Source organism: Neosynechococcus sphagnicola sy1 (assembly GCF_000775285.1).
GTDB lineage: Bacteria > Cyanobacteriota > Cyanobacteriia > Neosynechococcales > Neosynechococcaceae > Neosynechococcus > Neosynechococcus sphagnicola.
Window position 1 is genome coordinate 28,832 of the sequence record NZ_JJML01000053.1, and the last position, 18,424, is coordinate 47,255.

16 protein-coding genes and 2 pseudogenes are annotated in these 18,424 nt (G+C 50.0%); 9 read left to right on the top strand and 9 right to left on the bottom strand.

Translation table 11 applies throughout. From position 1 onward, the window contains the following. Nucleotides 1-42 precede the first annotated feature (42 nt). The 6 genes from DO97_RS17475 to DO97_RS17500 all read left to right on the top strand — a co-directional run bounded on the left by DO97_RS17475 (nucleotide 43) and on the right by DO97_RS17500 (nucleotide 7,334). Nucleotides 43-2,043, top strand: coding sequence for an ABC transporter ATP-binding/substrate-binding protein (locus DO97_RS17475; protein ID WP_036535904.1), 2,001 nt, complete (start codon nucleotides 43-45; stop codon nucleotides 2,041-2,043). 22 nt (nucleotides 2,044-2,065) lie between these two features. Further along, on the top strand, nucleotides 2,066-2,905 hold the full coding sequence (locus DO97_RS17480; protein WP_036535906.1) for a nitrate ABC transporter ATP-binding protein: 840 nt from the start codon (nucleotides 2,066-2,068) through the stop codon (nucleotides 2,903-2,905). A gap of 18 nt (nucleotides 2,906-2,923) precedes the next feature. Then, the gene (locus DO97_RS17485) at nucleotides 2,924-3,406 is read left to right on the top strand and encodes a phosphate-starvation-inducible PsiE family protein (protein ID WP_036535908.1); all 483 of its coding nucleotides are present in this window, start codon (nucleotides 2,924-2,926) and stop codon (nucleotides 3,404-3,406) included. A 382-nt stretch (nucleotides 3,407-3,788) separates the two neighbouring features. Further along, nucleotides 3,789-6,023 (top strand): cyclic nucleotide-binding protein, encoded by a 2,235-nt coding sequence (locus tag DO97_RS21445; RefSeq protein WP_239651837.1) that lies wholly within the window; start codon nucleotides 3,789-3,791, stop codon nucleotides 6,021-6,023. Next, entirely contained in the window at nucleotides 6,007-6,429 is a 423-nt protein-coding gene (locus DO97_RS26940) for a cyclic nucleotide-binding domain-containing protein (RefSeq protein ID WP_239651838.1), read from the top strand. The genes DO97_RS21445 and DO97_RS26940 overlap by 17 nt, the downstream gene beginning before the upstream one ends. A gap of 35 nt (nucleotides 6,430-6,464) precedes the next feature. Then, entirely contained in the window at nucleotides 6,465-7,334 is an 870-nt protein-coding gene (locus DO97_RS17500) for a DUF6671 family protein (protein ID WP_036535914.1), read from the top strand. Here the strand turns inward: DO97_RS17500 and DO97_RS17505 are convergent, their stop codons facing one another. The 4 genes and pseudogenes from DO97_RS17505 to DO97_RS17520 all read right to left on the bottom strand — a co-directional run bounded on the left by DO97_RS17505 (nucleotide 7,335) and on the right by DO97_RS17520 (nucleotide 11,779). Beyond that, the gene (locus DO97_RS17505; protein WP_036535916.1) at nucleotides 7,335-7,583 is read right to left on the bottom strand and encodes a lipopolysaccharide assembly protein LapA domain-containing protein; all 249 of its coding nucleotides are present in this window, start codon (nucleotides 7,581-7,583) and stop codon (nucleotides 7,335-7,337) included. It lies immediately after the preceding gene. Between the two features lie 2 nt (nucleotides 7,584-7,585). Next, nucleotides 7,586-9,034, bottom strand: a pseudogene (locus DO97_RS17510) (phosphoglucomutase/phosphomannomutase family protein). Between the two features lie 434 nt (nucleotides 9,035-9,468). Further along, complete coding sequence (locus tag DO97_RS17515) at nucleotides 9,469-10,431, bottom strand: protochlorophyllide reductase (RefSeq protein WP_036535919.1); 963 nt, start codon at nucleotides 10,429-10,431, stop codon at nucleotides 9,469-9,471. 100 nt (nucleotides 10,432-10,531) lie between these two features. Then, complete coding sequence (locus DO97_RS17520) at nucleotides 10,532-11,779, bottom strand: TetR/AcrR family transcriptional regulator (protein ID WP_036535921.1); 1,248 nt, start codon at nucleotides 11,777-11,779, stop codon at nucleotides 10,532-10,534. 193 nt (nucleotides 11,780-11,972) lie between these two features. Between DO97_RS17520 and DO97_RS17525 the strand changes: the two genes are divergently transcribed. Beyond that, entirely contained in the window at nucleotides 11,973-12,821 is an 849-nt protein-coding gene (locus DO97_RS17525; RefSeq protein ID WP_036535924.1) for an acyl-CoA desaturase, read from the top strand. A gap of 282 nt (nucleotides 12,822-13,103) precedes the next feature. Here the strand turns inward: DO97_RS17525 and DO97_RS17530 are convergent, their stop codons facing one another. The 4 genes from DO97_RS17530 to DO97_RS21450 all read right to left on the bottom strand — a co-directional run bounded on the left by DO97_RS17530 (nucleotide 13,104) and on the right by DO97_RS21450 (nucleotide 16,227). Beyond that, the gene (locus DO97_RS17530) at nucleotides 13,104-13,490 is read right to left on the bottom strand and encodes a hypothetical protein (protein WP_036535926.1); all 387 of its coding nucleotides are present in this window, start codon (nucleotides 13,488-13,490) and stop codon (nucleotides 13,104-13,106) included. Between the two features lie 177 nt (nucleotides 13,491-13,667). Further along, nucleotides 13,668-14,924: an FGGY-family carbohydrate kinase gene (locus DO97_RS17535; protein WP_036535927.1), complete on the bottom strand. Its 1,257-nt coding sequence runs from the start codon at nucleotides 14,922-14,924 to the stop codon at nucleotides 13,668-13,670. A gap of 62 nt (nucleotides 14,925-14,986) precedes the next feature. Further along, nucleotides 14,987-15,796, bottom strand: a complete 810-nt coding sequence (locus tag DO97_RS17540; protein ID WP_052128905.1) for a pentapeptide repeat-containing protein — start codon at nucleotides 15,794-15,796, stop codon at nucleotides 14,987-14,989. After that, nucleotides 15,778-16,227 carry a pentapeptide repeat-containing protein gene (locus tag DO97_RS21450; protein WP_052128906.1) on the bottom strand — a complete coding sequence of 150 codons (450 nt, stop codon included), beginning with the start codon at nucleotides 16,225-16,227 and terminating at the stop codon, nucleotides 15,778-15,780. The genes DO97_RS17540 and DO97_RS21450 overlap by 19 nt, the downstream gene beginning before the upstream one ends. Before the next feature lie 90 nt (nucleotides 16,228-16,317). Between DO97_RS21450 and DO97_RS17545 the strand changes: the two genes are divergently transcribed. Both DO97_RS17545 and DO97_RS17550 read left to right on the top strand, forming a co-directional pair. Next, nucleotides 16,318-17,253, top strand: a complete 936-nt coding sequence (locus DO97_RS17545; RefSeq protein WP_036535928.1) for an RluA family pseudouridine synthase — start codon at nucleotides 16,318-16,320, stop codon at nucleotides 17,251-17,253. Nucleotides 17,254-17,480: 227 nt separating this feature from the next. Continuing rightward, on the top strand, nucleotides 17,481-17,900 hold the full coding sequence (locus DO97_RS17550; protein ID WP_036535930.1) for a helix-turn-helix domain-containing protein: 420 nt from the start codon (nucleotides 17,481-17,483) through the stop codon (nucleotides 17,898-17,900). A 207-nt stretch (nucleotides 17,901-18,107) separates the two neighbouring features. Here the strand turns inward: DO97_RS17550 and DO97_RS24495 are convergent. After that, nucleotides 18,108-18,424, bottom strand: a pseudogene (locus DO97_RS24495) (phycobilisome rod-core linker polypeptide); the annotation flags it as partial.

The window sequence follows — 18,424 nt, forward strand, 5'->3', positions numbered from 1 at the left end:
CTCCTGACTCCTATCCCCCCATTCCCTACTTTCCTTCTTCCTATGACAACCTTTGTTTCTGTTGAAAATATTGAGAAAACCTTTCCCTTAGCCAACGGCGATCGCTATGTGGCATTGAAAGGCATTGATCTAGAAATCCGCAAGGGCGAATTTGTCTCACTCATTGGTCACTCTGGGTGTGGTAAATCAACGCTTTTGAACATGATTGCGGGTTTGGACTTACCCACGGAAGGCGTTGTACTGCTAGATGGTGAGACAATTCGCCGACCAGGACCAGACAAGATGGTTGTCTTCCAAAACTACTCATTATTGCCTTGGCTAACGGTGCGAGAAAATATTGCCCTAGCCGTGGATGAGGTCTTGTCCCATCTATCTGCCCCAGAACGACGCAATATGATTGAACACCATATTGATTTAGTGGGTTTGCGTCATGCCGCCGATAAACCTCCGGCTCAGTTGTCAGGGGGGATGAAACAGCGCGTGGCGATCGCCCGTGCCCTGGCCATCCGCCCCAAACTGCTATTGCTCGATGAACCCTTTGGAGCCTTGGATGCCCTTACTCGGGGTAATTTGCAGGAACAGCTGATGCAAATTTGTGAGGAAAGTCAGGTGACGGCGGTGATGGTCACCCATGACGTTGATGAAGCCATCATGTTAAGCGATCGCGTCGTCATGCTCACCAATGGGCCGGAATCCAAAATTGGCCAAATCATGGCAGTCGAGATTCCCCGGCCTCGCAAACGCTTAGAAGTGGTAAATCACCCCAGTTACTACTCAATGCGGAGTGAAATCATCTATTTTCTCAATCAACAAAAGCGGATAAAACAACTGCGATCGCGCAAAAAAGCAGCCGTTGCCCGTCACGGTTTAGAAAAAATCAACTTAGAAATTGGCTTTGTTCCCCTCACTGCCTGCGCCCCCCTAGCTGTCGCCCAAGAAAAAGGTTTTTTCTCCCATCATGGCTTGGATGAAGTTCACCTTGTGCGGGAATCTAGCTGGCGCGGGATTCAAGATGGGATTGCCGGGAATTATTTGGATGCTGCCCAAATGCCCTCCGGAATGCCGATCTGGTTATCTTTGGGGGGTATGGAGGGACGCTCATTACCCACTGTCAGTGCCTTGACCCTCACCCGTAATGGCAATGCCATTACCCTTGACAAAGGCTTCTATGACCAGGGGATTCATACCCTACAAGATCTGAAGCAAATGTTGTTGGCAACCCCAAATAAACAGCATGTGTTTGGGGTGGTGCATCCTGCATCAATGCATAATTTGTTGCTGCGCTATTGGCTAGCAGGGGGTGGTATTGATCCCGATCATGATGTCCACCTCAATACCATTCCGCCAGCACAGATGATTGCTAACTTGCAAGCTGGAAACATTGATGGATTTTGTGTGGGGGAACCCTGGAATGTGCGAGCAGCGGTCGAGGGCATCGGCTATACAATCGCAACGGATCTAGAGGTTTGGGATGGACATCCAGGAAAAGTTTTAGGGGTACGAGAGGAATGGGCTTTGGCCTATCCCAATACTCATATTGCACTGGTGAAGGCACTCCTAGAAGCCTGTCGTTACTGTACTGATGAGGCCAACCACGAAGAAATCCGTGAAATTCTGGCTCGCCGCGAATACCTGGGAACTGACCTGCAATACATTTATTTGGGTGATCCCAATCCCCAGATGTGCAGTATTCATCCCTCCCCCAAGGAGTATGCCCACCATCAATTCTATGGTCAGGGTGTCAATCGTCCGAGCCGCACTGAACATCTATGGATGATGACGCAAATGGCACGGTGGGGAGATATTCCCTTCCCTCGCAATTGGGTAGAAATTCTCGAGCGAGTTTGTCGTGTAAGTGCCTTTAGTACTGCCGCACGGGAATTGGGACTAACGGACATTACCTATAGTCGGGGGGCAGTACAACTGTTTGATGGCACGACCTTTAATGCCGATGACCCCATCGCCTATCTCAACAGTTTGGAAATCAAGCATGACATTTATATGGCGGACGTGCCATTAACCCATGCTTTGACAATTGCCTAACCTTCTTGGATGATTTCTAACGATGCAAACTCTAACCACACAATCCTCTATAAGCTCCCTGATGGGCAACCCGGAACCGTTTCTGAACATTGAAAATGTTTCGAAAATCTATCCCACTCCCAAGGGCGACTATGTTGTACTGGAGCAGGTGAATTTAGACGTTCGACAAGGTGAATTTGTTTGTGTAATTGGTCATTCGGGGTGTGGCAAATCAACCTTGTTAAACATGGTGGCAGGCTTCTCGGAACCAACGGCTGGACTGGTGACCTTACAGGGTAAACGAATTACTGAACCCGGCCCCGATCGCATGATGGTTTTCCAGGGATATGCGCTATTGCCCTGGCTCACCGCCTACGAAAATATTTATCTGGCGGTAGATTCTGTCTATCCCAGCAAACGGGAAGCCGAGAAGAAGCAAATTGTGCGGGAACATCTGGCGATGGTGGGTCTAACCGAAGCCGCCCACAAGCGTCCCGGTCAGCTTTCGGGGGGGATGCGTCAACGAGTCTCGATCGCTCGGGCTTTGTCCATTCGTCCAGAAGTCCTGATTCTCGATGAACCCTTTGGTGCCCTGGATGCGATTACCAAAGAGGAATTGCAGGTGGAATTGCTGAAAATCTGGAATGATCATCGTTGTACGGTGTTGATGATTACCCACGACATTGATGAAGCCCTGTTCCTGGCAGATCGTCTGGTGATGATGACCAATGGCCCTGCCGCCAAGATTGGCGAAATCCTAGAGATTCCATTTCCCAGACCCCGCGATCGCGATCGGATTATGGAAGATCCGGAGTTCTATAAAATGCGAAACTATATTCTGGACTATCTCTATAACCGCTTTGCGCATGATGATGTCGAATAACCCTGCGATCGCTCCCCCATGGTGTGGTTAAAACATCTCCTGGCAGCTGTCATTGAGGTTAGTATCAATGATGAGCAGTTTATTAAGCTGCTGAAAAAGGCCGAAGGGATTGCTTCTCGCATTCTTGCGTTGGGAATGCTGGTGGTCATTCTTTCGGCTACCTTTGATCTGGGATGGATTCTGGTGCAGCAACTATCAACACCGCCCTTAGGAAGAATCTCGGGGCGACTGGTGGAAATTTTTGGGCTGTTTTTGAACGTGTTGATTGCCTTAGAAATTTTAGAGAACATTACGGCCTATCTGAAAACGGATGTTTCTTCCCAAATCGTGGAAATGGTGATTGTGACATCCCTGATTGCCGTAGCCCGAAAAATCATCATTCTGGATATTGATCAACCCGATACGGTTGGCAAGCTGGTGGGACTGGCCGTAGCGATTTTTGCCATCTCCATCAGCTACTGGATTGTGCGAGTGATGAATCTCCGACAACGACGTCCCTGAGAACTCCTAGGGGAAGATGCCTAGACTGACAGAACTCTTCTTTCAAGCATTTTTGTCCTTGACGCTGTTGATTCGCATTAAAATCACTACAGATGATTCTTCAAGGGAGCTATGGTTGCTAAACTTCCCGAACAACGGATGCATACGGTTCGATGGATTCTAACCAGTGGATGGCTACTGCTGATTTTTTCACTTTTTTTGATCCGATTTCTCCCTGGTTTACTGATCCTAATAACCACCTGAGTCCGCTGAGCATTGATCCATCTCGATGCATCCAAGTGCAAGGTGTTTGTCTAGTGGAGCAACCCTATGCCCTGGGTACGACGATCTTTTGGGGGATCGCCGTACCCAGCTCAAGTTTTTATCCTCCTGATCTTTGGACATGAGTTGTGGCGACGCATTTGCCCCTTATCGTTTTTTGTCCCAAATTCCCAGAGCCTTGGGTTGGCAACGACAGTTCCAACGAGTGCATCCACAAACCGGAAAAGTTCGATATGAGCTGGCGAAGGTGAAGCCAGGTTCTTGGTTAGGGCGTCATTATTTGTATTTGCAATTTGGGTTACTCTACCTTGGTTTGTGTGCCCGAATTTTGGTGATCAACTCCAACCGATTGGCCTTGGGGCTATGGTTTACGGTGACGATTTTGGCTGCGATCGCCGTGGGTTTTCTCTATGGTGGCAAATCCTGGTGTCACTATTTCTGCCCTATGGCTCCCGTCCAAACAATTTTTGCTGAGCCCAATGCCTTATTCGCCACTCAAGCCCATGTCGGCGACCAAAGCATTACTCAATCCATGTGCCGAAGGGTGACGGATGATGGCAAAGAACAAAGTGCCTGTGTGGCTTGCCAGAAAACCTGCATCGATATTGATTCTGAACGCTCCTACTGGGATCAAATTCAACAACCACAACAGCCGTTTATCTACTATGCCTATGTCGGGTTAGCTGTTGGCTACTTTTGTTACTACTATCTCTATGCCGGGAATTGGGATTATTACTTTTCAGGAATCTGGACCCATCAAGAAAATCAGCTTGATACTTTATTTCATCCTGGCCTGTACCTATTCAATACCCCGATCCCAATTCCTAAGCTAGTTGCAGTGCCGCTCACCTTGGCCTTATTTAGTGTCGGATTTTACGGTTTAGGGCGATTTCTAGAGACTCAATATTTCACCTATATCCAAGACAGGAAGCAAGTCCTGAGTCCAGAATTGGTGCGGCATCGGATGTTTACCCTTTGTACCTTTAGTATTTTTAATTTCTTCTTTATCTTTGGTGGTAGACCCCTGATTTTGCTCTTGCCCCTCAGTCTACAATTCTTTTATGAAGGGATTCTAGTTGGGCTCAGTACACTTTGGCTTTACAAGACTTGGCAGCGATGCCCTGAACGTTACCTGCGTGAGAGCCTTGCCAGTCGCTTACAGCGGCAACTCAGTCGATTGCAATTGAATGTTGCTCAATTCTTAGAGGGGCGATCGCTCACAGACCTAACCACGGATGAAGTGTATGTGCTGGCGAAGGTGCTGCCGGGTTTCACCAAAAATAAGCGGTGTCAGGCCTACAAGGGAGTCTTGAAAGAGTCCTTGGAAGAAGGTTATATTAACACCTCCAGTAGCTTGGAAATGTTGCAACAGATTCGTAGTGAGCTTGATATTAGTAATGAAGATCATCGGTTAATTTTGGAAGAGCTGGGAGTAGAAGATCCAGAGCTGCTTGATCCAAATCGACAGCGATCGCTGGAAAATTTGGTGCGGCTGACTGGGTATCGCAAAGCCCTCGAGCGGGTGCTGTCCCTCCAACAGCGTTCAGCTCCGCAAATCGATGTTAAGGCCATGGGCAAAAGAACGATTCAAAACTTGCTGTCTCAAGAGCCAGAATCAATTCAACGCTTAGGCCGAGAATATTCCGTCACCCTGCGAGAAGAAGAGGAGATTCTTGGGAATTTTGATCCAGAAACGATGATTCTTCGACGGGCAGATTTATTGCTCCATCGCCTCGCTGATTTAATTCGATGCTACCAAGGGTTGAACCAGCCTTTATTGCACCAATGGGATGCTCCTTTAACCCTTTTGCGCGCTACGGTGAGGCTGAAAAAGCGGCTCTTGGTGACGGGATTGCTAGAAATTTTGGAGCATCTCGCCCCCCCCTCCTCATCGGCAGGGAGCACCGCAACTTCTGGTGGATTCGAGATTGCACTTACCCTTGCTAAGCTTTCACCCACGATCCTCCAGGATTTACTGGCGGAAAGCTCCTTACTTTCGGATCCTTCTCTCCGCTGGCAACTGCGTCTGAGTCCGGAGATTTTGGCTCTGTTAACCCACCCCAGTGAGCAGGTAACAACCTGTTCTTTGGAGTTATCCCTCGGCGAGATTACCACCCATTTAGTAGCCCTGGTTTTTGAACCAAATCCTCTGATCCAGTCAGTCAGCCTGTTTATGGTGTATCAACTCGATGCCCAGCGAGGTCGGGAGCAGGCCAGAAATTTGGTGGATTTTCACTATCAACTATCCCCGCTAGTGCAGGAGGTGGCGACCACCATTCTGGAACCAGCAACAACCTCAGCCCTGGAACTGGTGTCTTTTAAAATCCTTAGAAAAGTTAGTGTTCTTGTACAATAGCGACTTCTTTCGTGGCGTTCAGGGTGAAACCCTCATCCAATTGGCCGATCGCGCCGTCGTTAAGACCTACATTGCTCATGGATTAATCACGGAGCAGGGAGATACCTGTCGTGAGTTGTTATTGCTGATGGAGGGCAGTGCCCAAATTCAACGGTCTCTGCCAAATCATCCGATGATCACGCAAGACCTTTTGCCCGGTCGGGTGTTGGATGAATTAGAAGTACTGGCCCATACTCAACAGTCCAGTACCATCGTAGCAACGGCAACACCGACGCGATTGTTGGCAATTCCAGTTGATACGTTTGATGATCTGCTAGAACGAGATTGTGATTTTGCTAGGCGTGTCTTAGCGATGGAAAGCACCCATTTACAACAGCTGATTCAGCAACATCAGGTCGATGGCTAATTCAGTGATGGATGTCCCTTTCAAGAATTTTGCTGATGATCAATGATTCATCCTTGCAAGCATGGTTCCACCAAAAGTCTGGGGTACTGGCGACAATGCACCGGAAGGAGCAGGCGATCGCACCCATTTTGAAACACCATCTTGGGATCGAAGTTGTTGTCCCTCTAGGACTGAATACCGATGAGTTCGGCACCTTTACCCGCGATATTAAACGTCCCGGTGATCAACTAAACGCCGCCCAACTTAAAGCCGAAAAAGCCCTAGCATTAACCGGATTGACCCTGGCATTTGCCAGTGAAGGAAGTTTTGGCCCTCACCCCTCGCTGCCCCTGCTGATCAGTGACCATGAAATTGTGTTGATGCGCGATCGCGATCAGGGGATCGAAGTGATTGGTCAAGCGCTTTCAACCACAACCAACTATGGGCATCAGTACGTGACAACCCTCGAGGCAGCTCTAGCCTTTGCCCAGAAAATTGGCTTCTCTGACCATGGTTTAGTGGCAATGTCGGATGCAGAGCAGATACAATCCTCACAAATATTTAAGGGGGTGACGCGGGAGTCTGAACTGGTAGAAATCGTAACTTGGCTACTGAAGAAATTTGGGCAAGCATATCTTGAAACCGATATGCGGGCAATGCACAATCCAACGCGGATGAAGGTGATTGCCGAAGCAACTCAGAATCTAATTCACAACCTTAGCCAACGTTGTCCCCAGTGTGGTTGTCCGGGATATACGGCTGTTGAGCACAAAACAGGATTACCCTGTGCCCTGTGTGGATTTCCTACCGATTTGAAATTGGCATCGACCCATCGATGCCAAAAGTGTGATTTCAGCCAGTTAATGTATTTCCCCAATGGACAAGAGTTCGCTGACCCAGCTCAATGTTTATACTGCAATCCCTAATCAATCGTCGTCATCGGCTCCAGGGAGCAGCTGCGATCGCTCGAATGCCAGGAGGGCAATCAGAAGGCTGCCGCCCAACAGACCCATCGCCAGACTAAAGGCCAAGATCACCCCGATCGGAATTTGGATGGACTGCCAGACAAAAAACTGGAGCGAAGCCGGGGTCGCGTTTTGCACGGCGAGGATGGCGATCGCGGCCATCCAGAGGGCGAACAAGCCAGCGGCCACCGCAGGAATCAAAAGGTGCATAGCTAAACGATGCGAGATTGCATAGCGACCAACTGCTGTTGGAGCGCCTGGGTGATTTGGGTGGCCTGTTCCGGGCTATGGGTTTCCAGGTAAACCCGCAACAGGGGCTCAGTTCCAGAGGCGCGGAATAGAACCCAACTGCCATCTTCGAGATATAATTTCAGGCCGTCTTGGTAGCCGATACGCTGCACCGGGATGCCAGCAACGGTCTGCGGTGGCTGATGCCTCAGGGAGTTTTAACAGCCAGGATTGCTCCATGCCACTCAGGGATCGATCAAAGCGATGGGTGAATCGAGGCCCTCCCGCCGAAGCGATCGCTTCGGCGGCCAGTTGACTCAAGGGTTTGCCCGCATAGGCGATCGCCTCGGCCACCAGCAGACCCGCCAAAATCCCATCCTTTTCAGGAATATGCCCCAGAATGCTTAACCCCCCCGACTCTTACCCCCCCCGATTAAGACCGAGGTCTGGCGCATCACTGCCCCGATGTATTTAAAGCCGACGGGGGTTTCATAGAGTTCCAAGCCATAGGCAGTCGCCAACTGATCTAACAGATGGGTGGTGGCAACGGTGCGGACAATCGCGCCTGTTTTGCCTTTGTGGAGCAGGAGGTGCCGGGCCAATAGCAACAAAACGGTGTCAGCACTGAGGATATTTCCCTGGTTGTCCACGATCCCAAAGCGATCTCCGTCGCCATCCGTGGCCAGTCCGAAGTCGGTTTGGTCATGCTCCACAGCAGTTATCAGTGCCGACAACTGTTGAGGACTGGGTTCGGGCAGTCCCCCTCCGAACAACACGTCCCGGTAGTTATGGAAGGATGTGACCTGGCAACCACAAGCGGTCAATGCGGTATCTAAGTAGCCCCGAGAGGTGGAGTAAAGAGCATCGTAGCTAACCCGGAGTCGGGCGCTGCGAATACGTCCCTGATCCACTTGGGAGTAGAGGAACTTGAGATAGTCTGGCTGGGGATCAAAGGGGAAGATAGCAGGATTATCGCCGACCATCTGTTTGGGCGGGAGGGTTTCGCCCCCTGACAATTGAGCCACAATCCCATCCGTAATCTCTGTGGTGGCTGGCCCCGCATAGTCGGGAATGTACTTGAGCCCACAGTAGTTAGGCGGGTTGTGGCTGGCCGTAAACATCAGTGCCCCAGCAGCGTTCAGATGCTTGACCTGGTAGGCGATCGCAGGGGTTGGGCAATCGCGTTCGGCAATCTTCACCCTCCAGCCCAGGCCAGCCAGAGTTTCAGCAGCTGCCTCAGCAAAGCGATCCGCAAGAAACCGGGTATCGTAGCCAACGATCACCGGACGTTCTGGACGGTATTTAGGTTGCAAGTAACGAGCGATCGCCTGAGTCACTTGACGTACTTTGGCGAACGTAAAGTCTTGAGCAATGATCCCCCGCCATCCATCGGTGCCGAAGTGAATCTGCCGTGAACTGCTGCCTACACCCATAGTCTGACTGAATTTCTCGACCGCAACCCTCACTGTAACGCTTCTGTCTGGCAAGTAAAACCCAGGAGGGAGTCTCGGTAATCTTCAACTGCAACACCTTCTAAGTTTAAGATCTGAGTGAATAGTGGCTGCATATCCGTGGAAGTGTATAGCTCATAACACTATCATGCTCAATCCTGAAGATCCAGACTGAGATAAATGGTGTTGAGATAAAGATTGAGATAGGCTGGAATCTTCTTTAGAAGGGCCTTTTTGAGTTTTTCACAACTCGATTCGTGGGCATTTTCAGAACACAGGCATCCGTTCGTATAAGTCCAAACTCAACATTGTTCGGGGGGCTATGCGCTCCTACTTAGCTGCTCCTTTGTTCTCTCTTTTACCAACCGCGTAAGTCCTGACGATATTAACGACCCAACTACCCAGTCCATAACTGGTTAAAATAGACCCACCAACTTGGCACTCAGATCCCACAGTCGCTCAGCCTTTTCATCGTCACGGGCTTGGGGGGAAACTTTCTGTACAAAGGAGGTGCCGTTTTTCTTCTGGCGATTTCCCCAGCTCCAATAGGCACCCGATTGACTGTATTCCGGATCAGCAATCACTGCTGCCACCCGTTCCCCCGACAGTTCCTGAGAGACATATCCCCCCGTGATATTTTTCTGGAACCAAGGAAAGAGTTTTTGAAACAGCGGATAGTGGTTGCGGAATAGGGGCGTGTCTGCAACACACCCAGGATAGAGAGAGCTAAAGGTGATGCCAGTTGAACTGTGATAGCGCCGATGGAGTTCCCGCATGGTCAGCACGTTGCAGACCTTACTGTCCTTGTAAGCTTTGACGGGCTCGAACTGCTTGCCATCAATCATGGAAATCGGTGCTTTGAATCCCGCTGCAAAACCCTCCAGATTTCCTAGGTCTGGGCGGGGCGGAATCTTCCCTCCTAGCTCATCGGGGTTGTGGGTCACCGTGCCTAGAATTACCAGTCGCTTGGCCGCAGCCGTTGACTTTTTCAGATCCTCAAGCATAAGGTTGCACAGGAGAAAATGACCCAGGTGATTGGTCGTCATTGTCAATTCATAGCCTTCGGGGCTACGCAACGGCTCCTTGAGCAAAGGCATATAGATGGCAGCATTGCACAACAAAGCATCAAGGGTTAAGTCCCTAGCTCTGAAGTTGATGACAAATCGGTGCACACTCTCCAAGGAACCGAGGTCGAGATGAATCAGGGTGTAGCTGTCCGGTGCCATGCCCACTGATTGGGCAGCTTGAGCTGCTTTCTCTAAGTCGCGGCAGGCCATCACGATATGCCATCCTTTTTGAGCAAGTGCTTTCGCGGTGTACAAACCAACGCCCGAGGAGGCACCTGTGATTACGACTGTTAATTTCTGATCTTGTCCCATTTTTGTTAAAGCTTCGTTGATCGCCGTTAATCGTATTCAATGATCTCATACAGTTATGCCAGCAGCGCTTAATTTTTGTGGGTTGGGGGTGACCTCCTGGCTAGTTTTTTTGATCCAGACGCAGGGCTTGCTCTAGGGCTATCTTTTCCCTGGCTCTGGAAGCATAGGGCTGTAGTTGTTTAGCGTCCCAACCTGAAAGAATACATAGATCCTCTAAAGCAATTCCCCGCATCAACATTTCCACACACCAAGTCTGCTGGGCTTGTTCAATTCTAGGGGCGTGACCTGCCGGGGTGAGGTATCCTTCAGTGACGGCTTGCCATTGCTGAAGGAGTTCAATTTCCGAGAGCGGTTGCCCAGCCTCATTGAGAAATAGAGCGGTTTGATTGTCCTTACGGCTTTTGAGCCAGCGAGTGAGGGGATTGTTTGTGGAGGAACCATAGCGCTTGCCTAAAATCCATTGATTGACGGGAACTTGGCGAATGGCTCCTGGGGTAATCTGTAAAATTTGCTGGTGAGTATTGCTAATAAGGTGAGTTCGTTCCAGTTGGATCAGTTCCTGAGAACTGAGTCCGGCAGCAAACAGGAGGTACACCCCGGCATATTCTTGCAACCCTAGTTTTTTAGACTGTTGCAGGAGGGTGTGAACTAAGTGGGCGGGTAAGTCAGCAACTTTTTCGGGAGCAATGTTGGCCGCCCTTAACTTGGGTCTATCGAGATCCGCAGGTTCTCCACCAGCGTCTGAATTCTGAGACACTGCCCCGTGCAAAAACAGCGTTACTAGATGCTCTAAAAAATCATCCCGATCTTGCCATAGTTCATGGAATTCGCTGGTAAATTCAATCACGGCATACCCGAGTAGCATGCCATTCAGCAAACTGGCTAACTTTTCAGCTGCGAGATGGGTGTGCAGTTGGCCTCGCTGCATCACGGTCGCAAAATATTCGGCAACATAGCGATTAGCTTGGGTGAAGCCCCGACCCAGGGCTTCGCGATTCTCAGAGGGATACTGTCCGGCCTCGCCGACAACGGAGCGCACCACCTCTGGAACCGCCTCTAATGCTTGTAAGCAAGCGGTTGCATAGTCCTTGAGCGCTTGATAAACACTGCTGGTCTGGCTAGTCTGCTGAATCAGCGTTTGCCCCAACTGGGTAAATACAGCCGCTTCTTCAATCACGGCTAGGAGCAGGCCATGCTTATTACCGAAGTGGCGAAATAGGGTGACTTCATTGACATCTGCCAATTCTGCAATCTGCTTGGTTGTGGTTTCTGTTACCCCCTGAGACGCAAATAACTCCAGCGCTGCTTGAATCAATCGCTGGCGAGTGGGATGTCGTTGAGCCGTCATAGATAAAATGCAAGTGTCACTTGCAGAAAAAAGAAATCGTTGTTAAGCTACAAAATGTAAGTGCTACTTGCATTCCCTGTTCTTACTGTAGCTGCTTTCTTCGCTGGTGCAAGGTTGAGTCCGTCTACAGAGGGCCGAGGGAACTATAACGGATCAGGCAATTTGATCTCTGACATCTCAATCAAGGATAGTTATGACCTCCAATTCAATTCAAACGGCTCCCAAGGAAGCGTCACTCCAGCTGAGCTGGACCAATGTGGTGTTCTTCGGCTCAATGCATGCGATCGCGATGTTGGCTCCCTGGTTTTTTTCCTGGTCAGCCTTGGGCGTGACGATATTTCTGCACTGGTTGTTCGGCAGCATTGGTATTTGCTTGGGGTATCATCGCTTGTTAACCCACCGGAGTTTGCAGGTACCGAAGGTTTTAGAGTATGTGATTGCTGTGATTGGGGCTTTAGCTTTGCAAGGTGGCCCGATCTTTTGGGTCGCTGGACACCGTCTGCATCATCTGCACACCGAAGATATTGACAAAGATCCCTACTCAGCTCGCCGAGGTTTTTGGTGGAGTCATATGCTGTGGTTGTTCTACCCCCAGGGGGATTTTTTTGAGTACGAAGCTTATAAGCAATTTGCCCCGGATTTAGCCAAAGACCCCTTCTATCGCTGGCTCAATCGTTATTTTCTATTGCTACAGCTTCCCCTGGGAGTTGGCCTATTTGTTATTGGCGGTTGGTCATTTGTTATCTATGGCGTGTTCTTAAGGGCTGTTTTGCTCTGGCATAGTACGTGGTTGATCAACTCTGCAACTCATCTAAGAGGGTACCGAACCTTTTACACGAATGATAATTCTCGAAATCTTTGGTGGGCAGCAATTCTGACCTATGGGGAAGGCTGGCATAATAACCACCATGCTCACCCTAATGTGGCAAAAGCTGGCTGGAAATGGTGGGAAATAGATATGACGTGGTGGTCAATTCAACTTCTAAGAAGCTTAGGGATAGCCCAAAAAGTTGTGCTACCGCCCGTGATCGAAAATACTTAAAAACTAGCTGCGATCGCCGTTAGGTATGCGATGAAAATCCCATCATTTTTCAAGTAAGTGAAGCTTAATAAGTTCAGTACTTAGGCAATACCATAAGTGTTGAATGATACCAAACATAAGCCTAGCCTGCTGCTTGTTCGGCCTCAGGTCGAACAAGCAGATTTCCAAGAACCATACTGACCGATACGAATAGTAGTTGCAATTTTTCCGAAAGAGTTCACTCAAAAACTTGAGTGAACTCTTTCGCATTAACTCCAGATGAACCAAGCACAGAGACGCTATTTACTTAGATGCATTGAGTTTGCTAGCCATATCCAAGAAAGATGTCATATTGGCACCAGGGCTGCGACGCCCCCCATTTGAACTCTCGATCGGGTTCAAGTAGGTGGGGGCAAATGATACCGTCGGTGCAGGGAGGTTAAGGGTCTTGGCAGTTGCTGCCAAGGGTGCTGCTGCGGCTGGGGGTTTAGCAACAGGAGCAGCCGATGGCATCTCAACGGGCGCAGGTTTGACAACTTTTTCCACCTTTTGACTGGAATCCTGGTCGACGGACTTCGCCGAAGACGGAGAACTCCCTTGATACTCCATGAAGTACTTGGATTTGGGTTTAAATAAGCCGCTGAGAAATGCAAAAATTCCACCAACGAGATTCTTAAGTAGCCGAATCATAGGAGGCACCGTTTAAGTTACAAGAATTGTTAAGGACAAAAGCTAAGATTTATTATGAAAGCTAATTCTAGGTATCAGCGCAAGTTCTTTATATTTGTTTACAGTAATTTATAATTCTGCCTGAAAATCTCATCTTCAGGTGTTTGCCCCCGTCTCTCATTGAACTTAGGACAGCCATCAACAACCCCTGAAGGCTAAAAGAGCCGCACCATAGGCGGCATCTCCAGATGCCGCCTGCCTGAAGGTCACGCCCAATTGTCGAGCCCGAATCTGAGACCAAGCAGTATTGGCAGCCCCTCCTCCGGCTGTGTAGATACAGGATAGAGGCGTTGCACCCAACGCTTGTAGCTGGGCATAACCCTCGGCCTCGATGCGCGCCATGCTTTCAAGTAAGCCATGGAGAAATGTCACGGCATTGCTGGGGCGCGGCTGAAGCCGTGGCTGGAGTTGGGGATCATTGATGGGGAAGCGTTCTCCTGGCTTGAGCAAGGGGTAGTAATTGAGGGCACTCTCCTGATGGGTGGGAATCTGCTGGCTGAGGTATTGGAGTTGTTCAACGGTAAAGAACTGTTGTAGGACTGCGCCCCCTGTGTTGGAAGCCCCCCCCACCAGCCAGCGATCGCCCAGACGATGGCTGTAAATCCCAAAGTGGGCGTTTTCTACGGGGATATGACTCAACAGCTTCAGCACCAGGGTAGATCCCAGGGATGTGACTGCATCCCCAGGCACCTGTGCCCCACTGGCTAAAAAGGCGGCAATGCTATCGGTGGTGCCTGCACACACCTGGCAGTCAGGGGGTAAGCCCAGCTCCTCACCCACGGATGGCAAGATGGGGGCGATCGCTTCTCCAGGGACTCGAACCGAAGGCAATAAATCAGCGATCGCCAAGCGGGTCAACCAGTCGGGATAGCAGAAATGAACGACATCGTAACCCAGCTTTAAACTATTGTGATAGTCACTGACCCCCAGTTGACCATGGAGCAAATAGGCCAGCCAGTCCGCTTGATGCAAGAGATAGCGAGCCGCTGAAAAATGTGACTGCTGCTGCCACCACAGGAGTTTAGCCAGACTGGAGGTGGCACTCAAAACAGGATGATCGGGGGGAGCAATCCTCTGGAGGGTCGGGAGAACAGCCTGCCCTCGATCATCGTTATAGAGTAAGGGCTGATCCAGAGGATTCCCAGCGCGATCGCACAGCAACACCGTGGAAGAGGTACCATCAATGGCGATCCCACGAATCTGGTTGCGAAGTTCTGTCGGAAAGTCTCTGATTAAGCTAAAAAGGGCGATGCGCCAAGTGGCAGTTCTATCACGATTGTTGCCGAAGGTGTATCGGGTTTCAGCCAACTGCTGCTCGTGGGCATCCATGACCACAGCTCTGGCTCCCGAGGTGCCAAAGTCAATGCCTAGATAAAAAGCAGGGTCAATGATCATGGGGGTTAGTATAGGCGAACCCAAAGAGTCCAATCGTTGCTGCTCATTACTGAACTCCAGGCTTACCGAACAAGACCAATCGCCCCCTCCACCTTGGCATTTTGCAAGACGGCTCCCTGAAAGCTGGTGCCTAACAAAACTGCATTTCGCAAGTCAGCACCACTGAGGTTGGCTCCCTGGAAATTTGCCCCCCGCAGATCAGCGCTAACTAGAATCGATTCCTGTAACTGGGCATTGTTGAAGGTAGCCTCAACGGCGGCTACCCCTCTCAGATCAGCCTGTTGGAGCTGGGTATTACTCAGATTGGCGCGGTGCATTTGGGCACGACGGAGATAGGTTTTACTGAGGTCAGCACCCATGAGATTCGCCTCCTCCAGGTTGGTGCCGTACAGGTAGCTATTGTTCAATTTGGCATTACTCAGATTGGCCTTGGTGAGCACTGCTAGGGTAAGATTCACTGCACGCAGATCTGTAGCCATCAGATTTGCGCCTGTGAGGTTACTGTTGTTCAAATTTGCCCCCCGCAAATTCAGGCCACTGAGATCCGTATTACTAAGGTTGGTACGACTTAACTCCGTTGCCGCCAGCACAGCCCCCCGAAGATTTGCGCCTTGTAAATCACAACGACTGAAGTTAGTGTCACTCAAGAACAAACCTTGGAGATTCGCTTGGGCAAGATTAGCATTTTCTAGAATGGTGCGGAGCAGGTTCACCCCTGCCAAATTTGCCCCTCTCAAATTCGCCCCTCTCAGGTTACTGGCGGTCAAGTTCCCTCCCTTAAGGTTGACCCGACGGAAGTTGGTCGCCACTGCGGAGACCTGACTGAGGTTGACGTTGAGCAGATTCGCTCCTGTTAAATTGGCACCATCCATCTGGGCATGGCTGAGGTTGCCCTCCTTTTAAATTCACCTGTTGCAGATTGGCACGTTTTTAAGTTGGCAGATGGTAATTGCGCCTGCTGGAGATTGGCGGTCATGAGGTTGGCTTGACTGAGGTTACTCCCGCTGAGGTCTGCCCCTGCTAGGTTGGCATTTAACAGTCGAGCACTGGTCAGGGATGCACCACTCAAGTGAGCCTGTTGCAGATCGGCAGCTTCCAGATTTGCGCCTTCTAAATCCGCCCCTGCCAAATTGGCACCTTGTAGGGCTGCCTCTCGCAGATCACAGCCCCGACAGTGTTTGGTTGCCAACAGTTGCTGCACTTGTTCAGGCTTGGCAGCCCAAGCTGGGGTTGACAGGCAAATGAGGCTCAATAGCCCTACGACAGACCATTGTAGAGGGGTTCCAACTAGGGGAGTGGGCATGCTTATATACCTTCGTTGTCTTCTGGATTTTAACGCTGCCCTGTCGCCAGCGCATAATCGAAGCAGTGCTCAATTGAATGAACGATAGGAATGACAATCCCAGTAATTGAATGGCAAGTCACGGATGCCAGCGATCGCCTAGATCGATATCTCGCCGATTGTTTACCGGATATATCGCGATCGCACCTCCAGCGGTTAATTGAACAGGGGCAGGTATGGGTCAATGGTCAGGTGTGTACCTCGAAAAAGGTAGGGATTCAAGCGGGGGATCGGCTACAGGTCGCCATTCCCGAACCCCAACCCTTGAGTCTAGAGCCAGAGGCTATCCCCCTAGAGATTCTTTACGAAGATGACGCCCTGCTGATTGTCAACAAACCCGCTGGCTTAGTAGTGCATCCAGCACCGGGTCATGCCAGTGGTACCCTTGTCAATGCTCTGTTAGCCCATTGTCCCCACCTACCCGGCATTGGCGGCGTACAACGCCCTGGAATTGTCCATCGCTTGGACAAAGATACTAGCGGTGCGATCGCGATCGCCAAAACCGATCAAGCCCATCATCATCTTCAGGCTCAACTGAAAGCAAAAACAGCTCGACGGGAGTATTTGGGGGTTGTCTATGGTGTTCCGGCAACCAACAGCGGCAGCTTAGATTTTCCCATTGGTCGTCATCCTATTGACCGCAAGAAAATGGCCGTGGTGCCAGAATCCGCAGGCGGGCGACGGGCCATCACCCACTGGCGCATCGAAGAACGCCTAGGGAACTATACTCTGATGCACTTTCAACTAGAGACCGGGCGTACCCATCAAATTCGAGTCCACAGCGCCAAAATGGGGCATCCGATCGTGGGGGACTCGGTTTACAGTTCTGGTCGCTTCGTCGGTGTTAACTTACCCGGTCAGGCCTTACATGCTTGGAAATTGCAGCTCCAACACCCGCAGTCTGGTCACTGGATTAGCGCCATCGCCCCGCCACCAGAAAGCTTTACCACCCTCCTCACCATCCTGCGGCGACGGATAACTGTGTGAACGGTTCCAGATTTTTGTTTACAGTAATATACATTAAGCCTTGATGACGACCAGCCACTCCAGCCATCAAATTGGATTATTTAGGAGTGTAGGCAAGGTCTTTTAGTCACTTTTTTATGTCAAGAACAAAGACTTTAAAACATCCTCTAAATCTGATCCAAAACCCATTGAAATGCTTTTTGGGAATCAGATATTAAGTTAGTAATCATTTTCCTCATTCCAAACCAATGCCAGCAAGGTTGCAAATAAAATCGGAAGACTGTTCTCCCCTAGGGCAATTAATTCTTCAATACCTGGAAGAGCAGGGGATCAGCATGAACCATCTGGCTGAATTGTCTGGGATTCCGCAACCGAGGCTGCGTGGGGCTTGCTTTAAGGGCACCTGCCCGACACCTGAGACCTTGAGGAAAATGGCTAGAGTCATAGGAAAACATCACCTAGAGTTGTATACTTTAGCCTATAAAGGTAGAATTGAGAATCTCCCGGAAGACACCGATGATAGCTCTCTGGATTTAATCATGCGGGAACTGTTTGAAACTGCCAGAGAACTAGGATTAACGGCACCAAAAATCCGCCCATCGAAAGCAAAAATTCATAAAGCCCTTCTAGAACTAGGGTTTAGCCCAGAAAATGATGAATGTGCTTAATCTGAACTGGTTTATAGCAATTTCCCAATGAATGAGTTACAACTCCTTGGTTAGAATTCAGAAGCTAGGAGTCAGAGTCACAAAACTCTCCTGGCTTCTGAAGTCAGAATCTAGTGACCGTGAGGGAGAACCGCTATAAAACTTAAAGAGCGGAAACTGCCTATGAATGGACGACAGTTCCCGCTCTCTCACAGTTGTTAAGTCTATCTATCTTTTGCGATAGGGAACTGTACTTTCGATATCAATGTTCATGGCTGAAATCCGTTGAGGCAATTTGCCTTGAGGATTGATACCTCTTGCCATATCTAGGAATAGAGCCGGGTTACCTGCGGTCGGCGTTCTATCTGGTGCAATGTAGCTGCGGATAATTGTTTGCCATACAAATTGTGGGAAGCCCAACTTGGCTCGATGGTAGGCATCGTAGCGAGGAGACTTGATGTTGAACGGCAGTTCACCGCTGACACGGCTGGGCAATACCCGCCGTCGCTGATAGGGAACTGTATTCTCACCAAAGGCTTCGATGT